The 14,021-nt window shown below is 35.6% G+C and carries 12 protein-coding genes; 8 read left to right on the top strand and 4 right to left on the bottom strand.

The genetic code is table 11. From position 1 onward, the window contains the following. Positions 1-113 precede the first annotated feature (113 nt). Together FDO66_RS08085 and FDO66_RS08090 are read left to right on the top strand one after the other, a co-directional pair. Positions 114-320 carry a TOBE domain-containing protein gene (locus FDO66_RS08085; RefSeq protein ID WP_141432137.1) on the top strand — a complete coding sequence of 69 codons (207 nt, stop codon included), beginning with the start codon at positions 114-116 and terminating at the stop codon, positions 318-320. A gap of 808 nt (positions 321-1,128) precedes the next feature. Beyond that, a complete protein-coding gene (locus FDO66_RS08090; protein ID WP_141432138.1) occupies positions 1,129-1,335 on the top strand; it encodes a TOBE domain-containing protein in 207 nt (68 codons plus the stop codon). 80 nt (positions 1,336-1,415) lie between these two features. Here FDO66_RS08090 and FDO66_RS08095 read toward each other — a convergent pair whose 3' ends face one another. From FDO66_RS08095 to FDO66_RS08105, 3 genes are all read right to left on the bottom strand, one after another. Next, positions 1,416-2,063, bottom strand: a complete 648-nt coding sequence (locus FDO66_RS08095; RefSeq protein ID WP_141432139.1) for a peroxiredoxin-like family protein — start codon at positions 2,061-2,063, stop codon at positions 1,416-1,418. A 99-nt stretch (positions 2,064-2,162) separates the two neighbouring features. Next, complete coding sequence (locus FDO66_RS08100; protein WP_141432140.1) at positions 2,163-2,738, bottom strand: TetR/AcrR family transcriptional regulator; 576 nt, start codon at positions 2,736-2,738, stop codon at positions 2,163-2,165. Positions 2,739-2,971: 233 nt separating this feature from the next. Beyond that, positions 2,972-3,829 carry a DMT family transporter gene (locus FDO66_RS08105; protein WP_220095159.1) on the bottom strand — a complete coding sequence of 286 codons (858 nt, stop codon included), beginning with the start codon at positions 3,827-3,829 and terminating at the stop codon, positions 2,972-2,974. A gap of 478 nt (positions 3,830-4,307) precedes the next feature. Between FDO66_RS08105 and FDO66_RS08110 the strand changes: the two genes are divergently transcribed. Beyond that, positions 4,308-5,654: an aminotransferase-like domain-containing protein gene (locus FDO66_RS08110; protein ID WP_141432142.1), complete on the top strand. Its 1,347-nt coding sequence runs from the start codon at positions 4,308-4,310 to the stop codon at positions 5,652-5,654. Between the two features lie 15 nt (positions 5,655-5,669). Here the strand turns inward: FDO66_RS08110 and FDO66_RS08115 are convergent, their stop codons facing one another. Further along, complete coding sequence (locus FDO66_RS08115) at positions 5,670-6,584, bottom strand: LysR family transcriptional regulator (RefSeq protein ID WP_141432143.1); 915 nt, start codon at positions 6,582-6,584, stop codon at positions 5,670-5,672. Between the two features lie 345 nt (positions 6,585-6,929). On the opposite strand from FDO66_RS08115, the gene solA reads away from it, so the two are divergent. The 5 genes from solA (at position 6,930) to FDO66_RS08140 (ending at position 14,012) form a co-directional block, all read left to right on the top strand. Continuing rightward, on the top strand, positions 6,930-8,087 hold the full coding sequence (gene solA, locus FDO66_RS08120) for an N-methyl-L-tryptophan oxidase (RefSeq protein WP_141432266.1): 1,158 nt from the start codon (positions 6,930-6,932) through the stop codon (positions 8,085-8,087). A gap of 71 nt (positions 8,088-8,158) precedes the next feature. Continuing rightward, positions 8,159-10,585, top strand: a complete 2,427-nt coding sequence (locus FDO66_RS08125; RefSeq protein ID WP_141432144.1) for a GcvT family protein — start codon at positions 8,159-8,161, stop codon at positions 10,583-10,585. A gap of 58 nt (positions 10,586-10,643) precedes the next feature. Beyond that, positions 10,644-11,786 (top strand): aromatic ring-hydroxylating oxygenase subunit alpha, encoded by a 1,143-nt coding sequence (locus tag FDO66_RS08130; RefSeq protein ID WP_141432145.1) that lies wholly within the window; start codon positions 10,644-10,646, stop codon positions 11,784-11,786. 112 nt (positions 11,787-11,898) lie between these two features. Further along, on the top strand, positions 11,899-13,152 hold the full coding sequence (locus FDO66_RS08135; protein WP_141432146.1) for a quaternary amine ABC transporter ATP-binding protein: 1,254 nt from the start codon (positions 11,899-11,901) through the stop codon (positions 13,150-13,152). Further along, on the top strand, positions 13,149-14,012 hold the full coding sequence (locus tag FDO66_RS08140) for an ABC transporter permease (protein WP_141432147.1): 864 nt from the start codon (positions 13,149-13,151) through the stop codon (positions 14,010-14,012). The genes FDO66_RS08135 and FDO66_RS08140 overlap by 4 nt, the downstream gene beginning before the upstream one ends. Positions 14,013-14,021 lie beyond the last annotated feature (9 nt).

Below are 14,021 nucleotides of genomic sequence, written 5' to 3' on the forward strand. Positions count from 1 at the left end.
TTGTTGTGAAAGTATCTTGTTTCTTTCTTTGTCTGAAAATTATGTCAATTTATATTTAAAGGCAAAAGGAACAAGTTATTTTAAAAAAATAATAATTTAGGAGGTATTGTCTTATGAAAATAAGTGCAAGAAATCAATTAACAGGAAAAGTAGTAGCAATTAATGAAGGTGCAGTCAATGCTAAGGTTGATGTAGATTTAGGAGATGGAAAAATTATTACTTCTATCGTGTCCCTTGAAGCTGCGAAAGAATTAGAACTTACTGTTGGATCAGAAGTGACAACATTAATTAAAGCTTCATCCGTATTGTTAATGGCTTAAATTAGATCCTGAGTAGAATATTTGTTTATTAAGAGTGTATCTGTATACCCATTATGTTCAGTGACTTAATCTACATAATAGATATACAGATGCCTTTTTATTTATTTTCAAGTCAAGATCAAAATGTAGTGTTCACCGTATTTACGTTTTTCTTTTGTTGGTAAACGGCTTGCTTTAATAGCTTTTTAATAGGTTCAATGATTCAAGTTATTGCAAATAATACGTTCTTTTCTAAATCGATGTATTGAAGCGCATCTGCTTCAAGATCTTCAAGACGTCGATAAACAATATGGTGAATGGCGCAGTGACAAAAATCACAAATTAAATGTGTTTTCTGATTAGTTAACTAATTTATATAGTATCTTGTTTTTAAACAATCTAGCCATAGATGATTTTCTAAAAAGTGAGTGGATTTATCATTTTAATTGAAAATAAGGTTGATTAGTAGATCTAACCAGGAAAAGAAGGTACTGTTCAATTTGCTCGAAAGAATCTTAATGCTTTAAGCATTGAGATTAGGTATCTTGTTTTAAAAGGATAATGTTATAAAAAAGGGGTGTTATTAACAAAATTAATTAATAATATAAAATTTGTCATAATATTGTAAAATTTGTAGAATGTTCTATAATAGTAATTAGGATAAACTATACTTGTCATTGAAGAGTGGATGGATAACGCTGTGTGAATTCTTCATGAATTGTTATTCCAATGACTGATGATATCTTGTTTATTTTTTTCTGAAAATTATGTCAATTTTAGAGAAGCTAAAACAAGCTATTTATAAAAAAATATTTAGGAGGTATAACAAATGAAAATTAGTGCAAGAAACCAATTACAAGGAACAGTTGTTGGAATTAGTGAAGGTGCTGTTAATGCAAAAGTATCGGTAGACTTAGGAGATGGAAAGATAATTACTTCGATGATTTCCATGGATGCTGTAAAAGAATTAGAGCTTACGGTTGGTTCAGAAGTAACAACATTAATCAAAGCTTCTTCAGTTATGTTAATGGCTTAATCTATCTATATGTAGAAAAATAAACCCTTAGGAGACCAAAATATTCCTAAGGGTTTATTTTATTGTTGGTTATTTATCTCCTAGACTAACACTCTTAATAACTCGATTAATTCAGAAGGTTCTACTCTATTTCGATAATCAGGATCAACACTTGCAAATCGAATTTTTCCATTTTGATCTATAAGATAGGTCGCTGGTACTGGAAGCTCCCAAGCATCATTCCCGTTATGACTTGGCACATCGAGGCCAGACTGTTTATAAATTTCAATAAGATAATCAGGCAGTTTAAATAATAATTGATAGTTTTCAGCAACGAGTCCATTAGGATCACTTAGTACAAAAAACTCTAACTCGTTCTTTTCTTTCATCGTAAGAGATGCGTCAGGGGTTTGTGGACTAACTGCAATTAGTTGAGCACCTGTTTCTTTAATATCATGAAGGATTCGTTGATATGCTTTTAATTCAAGATTACAGTATGGGCACCATGCTCCACGATAAAAGGTTAGAATAACAGGTCCTTTTTTTAATTCCTCATATAAAGAGACATTAGCCCCAGTAGCATCCTTTAGGGTGAAGTCAGGTGCTTGTTCATTGATCTTCAACCCTTTGGCGATATTAGAATCAGTCAATTCTTTTGTTGCCTTTTCCATAAGTCTTTGCTTTTCAAGAGGAGCTTTTATTTTGAAACTTTCTTTATACTGATTTATTTCTTCAAATAACTTAGGCATGATGAAGCCTCCTTTTGATTTAACTTTTACCTACCGGTCGGTACATTTTAAGGATAACAAATGATCTTGAGTTTCACAAGAACATTGTCGTTGTTTCTCTTAAGAAAGATGATATTGTTTACGAACACTATCCAGAATATTTTTTAATACATCTGTATTTAATTGATTCTTCATCAGTAGAATTCCGCCTTCAATCATGGCAACCATCGCTTCTGCTCTTTTTTTCGAGTTCATAGAGGAATCAAGCTGCTTTAATTTAATCAATTCCTCCAAATTTTCTGCAATGGCTTCAGTCCAACGCTCGAAATATTGTTGAATTCTTATTCGAAAGCTTTCGTCATGCTCACTCATTTCAATTGCTAAATTGCCGATGGGACAACCAGGCTTGTTTTCTTTTTCCGCATGGCAGACAAAGATCCAATCAAGCATTTTATTTAACTTTAATTTGGGATCTTCTGATGATTTTAAAATTTTTTCAATTAATTGAATATCTCGTTCTAGAATGAGGTGATCAATAACGGCCAATCCAAGGTCATGCTTTGAAGAAAAGTAATGATAAAATTGTCCTTTTCCAATATTGGCAGCGGAGAGGATATCACTAATTGATGTAGCTTGGTAGCCCTTCGAATGAATAATATCTTGTGCTGCTAAAATAATTTCCTGTTTCTTTGACATTGCTGTACACCTTCACATTTTTATTTATGTTCTATTATAATTGAAATAATAATGGATGAACAACGGATTACCTTGAATTGTAAATAAAAATGTGATGGTTTGTATGTTTTTTTCCAACAGAGCTCCTTTTTAGATATTAAATTGTCGATTTTTAGGTTTAATCGAACTGTAAATCTCTACTATCTTTCTTTTAGATATTGGCTTATCCTTAGTCGATACCATTTAAAAACTATTTAAAAATCTTTAATCCTATTCTTGATAAAGATGTCTTGCTTTGCTCGATAAATTCCTCTTGTAATAATGGCTAGCATGACAAGCATACCTCCTAAAAAAGCATAGCCTCCAGGAGCTTCCCCTGTAACCAAAAACACCCAAACGGGATTGAGCAAAGGCTCAATGATGGGAATTAGGATGGCTTCAATAACTGATACATGTCGAATTGCTTTTGCATAAAAAATATAAGGAATACCTAGTTGAAAGATACCTAATGTTAGGAGTGCGAAAAGACTATTGGCACCGGGCATAGATAAGAAGAAAAAAGGTAAACAAATGATAAAGGTGATAATATTGCCTAAAAATGTTACCTCTACTGCAGATCCCTTTTTCTGAAGCCTTATAAGAATGATCATGCTTGCCATCGCAACACCACTTAAGAGCGCAATAAAATTACCCATCGTGTGATCTGTTTGTAAATCCCCAACAAAGAAAAGAATCATTCCCACCATGACCACAACAATAGTCGCCCAATCTGATTTTGGAACCTTTTCTTTTAAAAACCAACCCGAAAATAAGGCAACCCAAATTGGGGCAGTAAATTGTAAAAGGATAGCATTGGCTGAAGTCGTTAATTTATTAGCTGACACAAACAAAACGAGAAGACTTGCATAAGCACAAGCACCTAATAATGTCGATTTTTCTTTATAATGGATGACAGGTTTCTTTAAGTAACAAAGCATCACGATAGCGCCAATACCGCTGCGGGCACCGGCAATTGCCATGGGATTCCAGTCTACCAGTTTAATAAACAGGCCTCCAATACTCCATAAAATAGCTGCAATAACCATATATAGGATGGCTTTTTTTCGAGTCATGTCCACACTCCCTATCTAGCATTTCTGTTCATAAGATTTTAAGGACTTTGTCCAATCGTATTTCTTAATTAAAAAAGTAGATACATACCCTCCATCTTTATAATGAAAGGCTGTTTTCTCAAAATTTGTTGTTTTTCACATAAAAAATTGGAGAAGAAGTAAGCAGTAGACTGAATACACGTAGACTCCTGTGGGAATACGAGAAAGACGAGACCCCACAGGAGCATATGCTTCGAGGAGGCTCGACGCTCGCCCACGGAAAGTGAAGTGTATTCAGGCTGCGAGTTTAAAAGCAACAATCTTTACGAAAACAGCCTAATGAAAAGACATTTTCACAGATTATGTAATCATGACTTTCCCTTTTTTAATCAAATTATATAGGCGGAAATAATACGGTACAATATTTAAAAAATGCTTCTGTACCGGTATAGATAATCTTATAATGAAGGGATAGATCATTAGGCTAGGGGTGTAGAAAGTGAAAAAGAAATATGAGCAGATTATTGAAGATATCGAAGAGCTTATCACATTAAATAAGCTAAAACAGGGAGAGCGACTTCCTTCAATACGCGCTTTAGCTGAAAAATATCAATGCAATAAATCGACTGTCATACGCGCTTATCAAGAGCTTGAATTGAATCACAAGATTTATTCCATTCCAAAGGGAGGGTTTTATTTAGTAGAAAAGCACCAGTTGAATAGTGAGACATATGATAAAATCGATTTTTCAGAAGTCATGCCAGAATCAAAGTTGCTGCCTTATAAAGAATTTAATCATTGTATAAACAGAGCAGTAGATTTATATAAAGATCTTTTGTTTACATATGGAAATACGCAGGGATTGGAATCTTTAAGAAAGGTATTAGTCAATCATTTTAGTGAACATCAAGTTTTTACTTCCGAAGAATCTATTTTTATCACTTCAGGTGCGCAGCAAGCACTCAATATATTGACAAAAATGCCTTTTACAAATAATAAGAAGACGATTTTAGTTGAACAGCCTACATATGGATTAATGCAGGAAATGGTCATACAAAATGGGATTAAACTAGTCGGAATCGATCGGAATGAGCATGGCATTGATTTGGATGAACTTGAAAGCATTTTCAGAAAAAAAGACATCAAGTTTTTTTATACGATACCAAGATTTCACAATCCGTTAGGGACAAGTTATTCTGAGAAAGTAAAAAAAGAGATAATCAGATTGGCAGAAAAGTACGATGTTTATATCGTTGAAGATGATTATCTTGTAGACATCGATTCAAATACAAAGGTTTTGCCTGTTCATTATTATGATGTATACCAACGAACGATATACGTAAAAAGCTTTTCAAAGGCATTTATGCCTGGTATTAGAATAGGTGCCGCTGTATTGCCTGAAGCATTAAAGGAAGCATTTTCCAATCACAAAAGATGTGATGATTTAAATACCTCAGTATTAGCACAAGGTGCTTTAGACATTTTTATTAATAGCGGTATGTATAAAAATCATATTAGGAAAACGCAATTAGCCTACCAAAAGAAAATGGATTGCTTAAAAGAATGTGTCAAACGTTTTAATTTGATAGGAATAGAAATAACGATCCCGAAAACAGGATTTTTTGCTTGGATAAAGCTTACTAATGACATTAATATAAATAGGTTAATGAAACGATTAGAGGAAAAAGATATCTATGTTTCTCCAGCAAACCATTATTTTATTAGCAATAATCGTCATGAAAATGCTTTTAGACTATGTATTTCAAAGTTAACAAATGAACAAATCAAATTAGGAATTCGAGTGATTTTTGAGGAGATAGAAAAATTGAATAGAACGGGGTGGTAAAAAATGCCACCCATATTAACTTATTGAATAAGTCGAAATGAGGTTCAAGGGCTTGGAATTATTTGCGGTGCTTTTCAATTTTTGAAAAGTACGAATCGTTTCGATAAATTTCTCCATTGATTTTGTTATATAGGTGTCTGCACGCTGAATAAAAACGGTTGATATTTTACTGTATTTTTCAGGAATTGGATGGCATCGAATTAGTCCGTCTGCTTCTAAATGACTGACAGCCGATTTAGGTACAAGGCTAACGCCTAATCCTGATACGACTCCTCCTAAAATCGTTTCCAAAGTGCCGAATTCCATGATTTTTGGAGTTGTAATTCCTTCATCCTGCAGCCAGCTTTTTAGCTTTGCACGATAGCTGCATCCTGTATGAAATACTAAAAGGGGCTCATTTTTTAAGTCTTCAACTGCTATTTTCTCTTTATTTGTAATTAAAACCAAGTCTTCTTGAAAAACTTCGTATTGAATAATATGCGGCTGTGGATCAAAAGCTGTTACAAATGCACCATCTAATCTGAAGTTAAGAACTTCATTTACAAGATGTTCTGTTACACCCGTTACAAGGGATAAATTAACATTTGGGTATTTTTTATGAAAGGTAGATAATACGATGGGAAGTTTGATGACCGTTTCAACCGTTCCAAGCTCAAGCGAGCCAGTAGGATTATCTGAATCTTGAACGACTTTTACCATTTCGTCTACCATCGATAGAATGTTTTGGGTATAGGATAATAATTTTTTACCATCTGAATTTAAAATCATGCCACGGCTATATCGATGAAACAATCGTGTTTGAAGTTCATTTTCGATTAAATGTATTCTAGCTGTTACATGTGATTGTACATAGTTTAATTCTTTGGCCGCTTTACTAACACTCCCATGATAAGCAACAGCTTGAAAAATCCGCATATCCTTTATCTCCATTTTGATCATCTCCTAACTTATATTTTCTGATATTTCAGAAAATATATTCTGCTAAACTCTATTTTTCAAAGGACAACATTGATTCCTAGTGCTTCTCAATACCTACATGAACAAACGTATCAAGATATGTTCTTTTTTCTAGTTTTAACATATCACTAATAGTGATAAAAAGCATCATTTTTAATCATTTTACAGCATGGGTTTACAAGTTTAAGATGTTGTTAATAGAAAAAATCAAATTATTTAAAAAATTTAGAAAGATTATCAGGAAGGGTGACAAATTAAACTTCTAAAATCAAAAAATAAAAAATAACATCTTGCGAAGGAAGGGTAAAGAGTATGACCATTGAAAAACATTATGACGTAATTATTGTTGGAGCTGGCTCTATGGGAATGGCCGCTGGCTATTATTTAGCTAAACAAGGAATTAACACATTGCTAGTAGATTCCTTTGATCCACCGCATGTAAATGGCAGTCATCATGGAGATACTCGGATTATCCGCCATGCCTATGGTGAAGGAAGAGAATACGTTCCACTTGCCATTAGAGCGCAAACATTATGGTACGAGCTCGAAAAAGAAGCCAATCAAAAAGTATTTCATCAAACAGGCGTACTCGGATTTGGTCCAAAAGGATCAGCATTTATAGATGAAGCCATTGCCAGCGCGAATGAATATTCATTACAACTTGAAATTCTTCAAGGAACTGAAATTATGGAACGTTGGCCAGGAATCACTCTTCCTGAAGATTATTTGGGCTGTTTCGAGCCTGCCTCTGGTGTATTGTTCAGTGAAGATTGTATTCGTGCCTATCGAAAGCTAGCAATAGAGAGTGGAGCAACTTTATTAACAAATACACAGGTTGAAGACATCGACATTCATGAAAGCTCTTCTACTATTCACACAGCAAGCGGTTCTTACAGTGCAGATAAACTAATCATTAGTGGAGGAGCATGGAACAAAAAAATTCTTTCAAGTCTTAAGCTTGATTTGCCTCTTCAGCCAAAACGCCAGACGGTTGGTTGGTTTGAATCGGATGAAGCCTTATATCAATCTAGTGTTTTCCCAGCATTTTTTGTTGATATGCCAATAGGAATCTACTATGGTTTTCCTAGCTTTGATGGAGCAGGATTAAAAATCGGCCGCCATGATTTTGGTCAAGACATTGATCCTGATACCATAAATCGCGAGTTTGGAATTTACCCAGAGGACGAAGACTATATTCGAAACTTTTTAAAAACGCATATGCCTCAAGCTGAAGGAAAAATAAACCAAGGACGCGTTTGCATGTATACAAAAACACCGGACGAACATTTTATCGTTGATTTACATCCAGAATACTCTCACGTCATTATCGCGGCAGGCTTTTCTGGGCACGGGTTTAAATTCGCAAGCGTAATCGGAGAAATATTAAGTCAACTAGCAAAAGTTGGTCAAACAGAGCATGATATTTCCCTTTTTTCATTAAAACGGCCTGTGTTGCAAAAAAATCTTCAAAATTAGTATAGACTTTTTGACATAGTTATCGGAAAATTTTAAAAATACAGTCAAATGAAGAGAGGTGTTCTCAAGTCATGCAGCCAAAAAGAATTGTCATCATCGGAGCTGGTATTGTTGGCAGCAGTCTTGCTTACTTTTTAAGTAAAATGGGGCAGCAAAATATAACGGTCATTGAACAAGGGCCACTTGTAGAAACTGGTGGGTCAACCTCCCATGCGCCAGGACTTGTGTTTCAATTAAGCTTTTCGAAAGTAATGACAAAATTAGCTAATAGTACGGCTAACACATTTAAAGAATTAAGTACGGAAGATCTTCAATCATTTTATACAGTAGGAAGTCTTGAAGTAGCCAATACTCCAGAGCGTTTAGAAGATTTAAAACGAAAAGCTGGAGTAGGTGCATCTTGGGGAATGGAAGCGTATCTTCTTACACCTGAAGAATGCAGTGAAAAATGTTCATTAATTGATCCAACTACTATTTATGGAGGCCTGTTTGTCCCGTCTGATGGGATCGCCAAACCATTAAATGCAGTAGGAAAAATGATGGATTTTGCTAAATCACACGGTGTAAAGTTTTATGGAGAAACAGAAGTAATTGACATTGATGTACAAGATTGTCAGGTAAAAAAGGTTGTAACAAGTTCAGGAGATTTTGAAGCGGATTTAATCGTCTGCTGTGCAGGTTTTTGGGGGCCGCGTATTGGAGAAATGGTTGGGGTTACGATTCCGCTGCAACCGATGGCCCATCAATTTGTTTGGACGGAAGACTTGAAGGAGTTTGCTAGAGAAACAGAAGAAGTGACCGCACCGATCATTCGTCATCAAGATAGTGCCTTATATTACCGTCAAGTGTTTAATCGTCTAGGGGTAGGATCTTATCAACATCGTCCCCTGCCTGTGGAAGTAGATGAAATTACGAAATATGGCGAGTCAAAAGAAATGCCTTCTGTAAAAGCATTCACTCCTGAGGATTTTGAAAAGCCTTGGCAAGACGCTATCAATCTAATGCCATCTTTAAAAGAAACAAGTATTACAAAAGGAATTAATGGCATCTTTTCGTTTACTCCAGATGAGATGCCATTGCTTGGAGAATCTCACAAAGTAAAAGGATTTTGGGTGGCAGAAGCGATATGGGTGACTCATTCTGCGGGTGTTGCAAAAGAAATGGCAGAATGGATAGTCAATGGTGTCCCGACGCTTGATCTAGAATTATGTGATATTAATCGTTTTGACGACTACGCACAAAGTCCTTCTTTCTATAAAGCGCGCTCGATCGAAAACTATGTAAAAGTATACGATATTCATCATCCTTATATGCCGCATGAAACAGGTCGAAACATTAGGGTAAGTCCATTTTATATTCGCCAAGAAGTGTTAGGTGCCGTGTATGATGAAAAAGCTGGTTGGGAGCAGCCCCAATGGTATGAAGCAAATCAATCCCTTGTTTCAACCTATGAAAAAGAAATCATTTATAAGAAAAACTGGGCTGCTCAATTTTGGTCACCGGTTATTGAAGCAGAACAAATTCATGTCCAAAAATTTGCTGGGCTTTTTGATGTCACCGCATCAAGAAAATATTTAGAAATTAGCGGAGAAGGCACTATAGGTTTTATGCAACAGTTAACGACTAGTAATATCGATATTCCAATTGGAACTTTTACGAAAACGTTTATGCTCAATGAATCAGCCGGAATAAAGGATGAGATAACAGTGATTCGTAAAGGCGAGTCAGCAATCATCGTTCTTTGTTCTGGTGCTGTTGAAGCAAGCTGGATCAAAAAAAATGCTTCGGGAGCAAATCAAATCGTAATAAATGACTTTACAGCAGGAATGTGCAGCCTTCTTATTAAGGGTTCGAAGACAAGAGAATTCATGCAATCGGTTCTTAGTAAGCACTCAGAGGGTGTATTAGAAATTAGACAAGCAAAGCAATTATTCATAGAACATGTACCAGTACTTTCAATTTATAATTCTCTGAATGATTCAGAAACCTGGGAACTATTCGCAACTGCTGATCAAGGTTTAGGACTATGGGACATTTTATGTAAAGAAGGTAAGCCTTATCAGCTTATTGCAGCAGGTGAACGTGCTTTAGATGGACTTCGGATCGAATCACTCTTACCTAAACCAGGAAAAGATTTTTGGAGTGAAATGACTCCATATGAAATAGGATTTACACAAATGGTTGATCTTGAGAAACAAGATTTTATTGGGAAAAAAGCCCTCCTTGATAGCAAATTAAATGGACCAAAACAATTGTTAACAACATTAGTGTTAGACGATCCTTCAATTGTAATAATGGGACATGAGCCTGTGTTTTATGAAGAGAGATCAGTCGGATTTGTTACAAGCTTTGGGTATTCCTATGAAAGAAAAACAGGAGTAGTATTTGCCCTTCTTTCGCCTGATGTAGTAAAAGAAGGAAGTAAATTTATTATTAAATATTTTGGAGAACACAACAAAGCAACGATCATATCTCAATCGGTTTTTATTACTCATTAAGTTATATTAACACATTATTATTGTTAGCTTCGCACTTAATAGATTAGGAGGAATAAAGATGGTTGTCGTAAATCAGCCAGGGAAATTGAAGTCTACTCTTAAAGGAGAATTATATACAGATCCAGCTATTTTTGAATTAGAAAAAAAATATATTTTTTCTGAATCTTGGACTTTTATTGGCTATGAATATGACGTAGCGGAGCCAGGTCAATATATAACAACAAAAGTTGAGAATGAAAATATTATTGTTGTCAGAGGAAAGGATAGTATATTACGAGCTTTCCTAAATGTATGCCGCCATCGTGGAGCGACTCTTTGCAGTGATCCTTGCGGAAAAACAGGCATCATTCGCTGCCCTTATCATTCTTGGAGCTACGGGCTTGATGGAACGTTATTGGGTGTGCCGAATAGCAGTGAATGTCGGGAGGAATTAGTAAAAAACGAACAATTTGGCTTAGCCTCTGTACACCTTCAAACATGGCATGGAATGATTTGGATCAACTTATCCGAAAACCCAAAATCAATTGAAGAATCGTTAGATCAACAAATTATAGATCGATTCGGTGAACTTGACACCATTTCGAGATATAGCATTGGAGATTTAAGAGTCGCTCATCGAGAAGAATATGAAGTTGATGCAAACTGGAAAATCATTATTGAAAACTTTCAAGAATGCTATCACTGTTCGGCCATTCATCCAGAATTAACAGAGACTCTTCCAGAATTTCGATCAGGAATTGGAACCCAAAATGGAGTGGGTACAGGAGCAATATTTAATGAAAGCTATGAAGCTTTTTCTTTAAGCGGCAAAGGCAATCGCGCTCCATTAAAAGGACTGCTTCCTGAAGACGATCGAATTTATTATGGAATGACGATTTTGCCGCTAGTGTTCATTAATTTAACACCTGATCATGTCATTATTCATCGTAGTATACCGATTAGTGCAGAAAAAACAAAAGTCATTTGTGAGTGGCTATTCGATCCCGAAGAAATGGCAAAACCAGATTTTAATCCTATGGATGCAGTGGAGTTATTTCATCGAGTTAATTTACAAGATTTTGCTGCGTGTCAATGGTGTCAGGAAAATATGGGATCAAAAGCCTATAAAAATGGCGGAATATTAGTACCAATCGAACAACATGTTTCAAAGTTCTATGAGTATGTTCTCAACTCCATTCAGATGAACGTGGACACTGAATAGAGAATGTTTTAGGCGTCCACTTTTTGCAGCTTGGTAAATGTAATATAGACAAAGTTAAATGATCTGCCTTTAGAAAATAATTTAAACTTATGAAAATAAAGGAGGATATAATATGGAGCTGCCCTCAAAATTAAACATGCCTATTATTCGTGTTGCCAATGTTTCCAAAGTATTTGGACGTCAAAAAGAGCTTGCTTTAAAGCTAAGGGGTGAAGGACAAAGTAAATATGAAGTTGAACAGGCTACAAAAACAACTGTTGCCATTCATAATGCCAATTTTGAAGTGAAAAAGGGCGAAACGTTTGTCTTAATTGGGCTATCTGGGAGCGGGAAATCAACTTTATTAAGGTGTTTAAATGGTTTAGTTACACCATCAGAAGGAAGAATCTTATTGGAGAATCAGGATATCGCTCATCTATCGAAAAAAAATCTTCAGCAAATTCGGAGAAATAAAATCGGGATGGTCTTTCAAAATGTTGGACTTTTACCAAACCGAACCGTCCTTGATAACATAACCTTTGGCTTGGAATTAAAAGGAGTACCCGCAAAGGAAAGAGAAAAAAAGGGGAAAGATGCCCTTGAGATGGTAGGATTGAACGGTCAGGCTCATAAACGAATCTTTCAACTCTCAGGAGGAATGAAGCAGAGAGTTGGTTTAGCAAGAGCTCTCGCATCGGATCAAGAAATTTTATTAATGGATGAACCTTTTTCAGCTTTGGATCCATTAATTAGACGAGATATGCAAAAATTATTTCTTGATATTCAAGATGAAATCCAAAAGACCGTCATCTTTGTTACCCATGATTTAGATGAGGCTTTAACGTTAGGTCATCGTGCAGCTGTAATGAAGGATGGGGAGATTGTACAACTAGGGACGGCAGAAGATATTCTCAGTCAGCCTGCTACTGAATATGTAGAGCAGCTAGTCCAAGGTGTAGACTACAGCAAAATTCGCTTGGCAAAAAGCGCAATGAAGCCTGTTCAAGTATTTGCTTCTGAAAAAGAATTGCCGCAGGTTATTTTAAGGAGAATGAAAATCAATCAGCTCTCTTCGATTTTTGTTGTAAGCGAAGATCATTGCTTAAAAGGGATCTTAAGCCTTCATCAAGTGATGGAGCAAGTAGAAATGCGTAAGCAAGATTTGTCCCAAGCAGTAAGCAATCAATTGCATAAAGTTCATCTTAATCAACCTTTACGAGAAATTCTTCCGTTATTTGCTAAAGAAACTCTTCCTGTAGCGGTTGTTGATGACCATAACCGGTTAAAAGGAGAAATTTCAACTAGCTCTCTGATTGCAAGTTTAACTGAAAAAGTAAAAATTACGGAAAAAAAAAATATAGAGTTAAAAGAGGTGGCTGAAAAATGAGCAGTACCAACTCGATAATTCCTTCTCTTCCTCTTGATAAGTGGGCAAACTCATTTGTGGATTTTATCACAACAAATTTTTCTGGAATGTTTGACTCGATCAATTCAGTTATGACTAATGTAATCGGCGGTTTGGAATGGCTGCTGACTGCTCCTCCTCCATTAATTATGGTCGTTGTCATTGTGGCGCTTGCCTGGAGGTTAACTAGTTGGAAAGTTGCGTGCTTTACGTGCTTTGGTCTGCTTTTAATTATTAGTTTAAATTTATGGGAAGAATCCATGCTTACGCTAGCCCTTGTTCTTGCTTCAACTATTACCTCCCTGATTATTGGTGTTCCTTTAGGAGTACTAGCCTATCGTTTTAAAAAAGTGAGATCAATTGTTCAACCTATACTTGATATTATGCAAACGATGCCTGCTTTTGTTTATTTAATACCAGCCGTTCTTATTTTTGGATTAGGAAATGTAACGGCTTTATTAGCAACATTTGTTTTTGCCATGCCGCCAGCCGTTCGTTTAACTTTATTAGGACTTCAACAAGTTCCTGAAACCACTTTAGAAGCTGCAGAAGCATTTGGAGCCAGCGAGTGGCAAAAGTTAATCAAAGTCCAACTGCCATTAGCGCTGCCAATGATTATGTCAGGTGTAAATCAGGTCATAATGTTGTCTCTTTCGATGGTTGTCATCGCATCAATGGTAGGAGCAGGTGGTTTAGGAGCCGAGGTATTAAGAAGTATAAGTATGCTTGATGTTGGTTTAGGATTTATAGGAGGGATTTCCGTTGTCATTATTGCCATTATTCTGGATCGAATGACCATCCTTGGTACCTATAAAAATAATACATCTAATTCAACTCATTAAATAAAATGA

The sequence above is a fragment of the Bacillus sp. 03113 genome (genome assembly GCF_006546985.1).
Taxonomy (GTDB): Bacteria; Bacillota; Bacilli; order Bacillales; family Cytobacillaceae; genus VATK01.

What these genes read in the sequence shown, in the direction of transcription:
- FDO66_RS08105 (WP_220095159.1), bottom strand. Translation starts at nt 3,829, where the DNA reads ATGACTCGAAAAAAAGCCATCCTATATATGGTTATTGCAGCTATTTTA.
- FDO66_RS08135 (WP_141432146.1), top strand. Translation starts at nt 11,899, where the DNA reads ATGGAGCTGCCCTCAAAATTAAACATGCCTATTATTCGTGTTGCCAAT.
- FDO66_RS08090 (WP_141432138.1), top strand. Translation starts at nt 1,129, where the DNA reads ATGAAAATTAGTGCAAGAAACCAATTACAAGGAACAGTTGTTGGAATT.
- FDO66_RS08115 (WP_141432143.1), bottom strand. Translation starts at nt 6,584, where the DNA reads ATGGAGATAAAGGATATGCGGATTTTTCAAGCTGTTGCTTATCATGGG.
- FDO66_RS08140 (WP_141432147.1), top strand. Translation starts at nt 13,149, where the DNA reads ATGAGCAGTACCAACTCGATAATTCCTTCTCTTCCTCTTGATAAGTGG.
- FDO66_RS08100 (WP_141432140.1), bottom strand. Translation starts at nt 2,738, where the DNA reads ATGTCAAAGAAACAGGAAATTATTTTAGCAGCACAAGATATTATTCAT.
- FDO66_RS08095 (WP_141432139.1), bottom strand. Translation starts at nt 2,063, where the DNA reads ATGCCTAAGTTATTTGAAGAAATAAATCAGTATAAAGAAAGTTTCAAA.
- FDO66_RS08085 (WP_141432137.1), top strand. Translation starts at nt 114, where the DNA reads ATGAAAATAAGTGCAAGAAATCAATTAACAGGAAAAGTAGTAGCAATT.
- FDO66_RS08130 (WP_141432145.1), top strand. Translation starts at nt 10,644, where the DNA reads ATGGTTGTCGTAAATCAGCCAGGGAAATTGAAGTCTACTCTTAAAGGA.
- FDO66_RS08125 (WP_141432144.1), top strand. Translation starts at nt 8,159, where the DNA reads ATGCAGCCAAAAAGAATTGTCATCATCGGAGCTGGTATTGTTGGCAGC.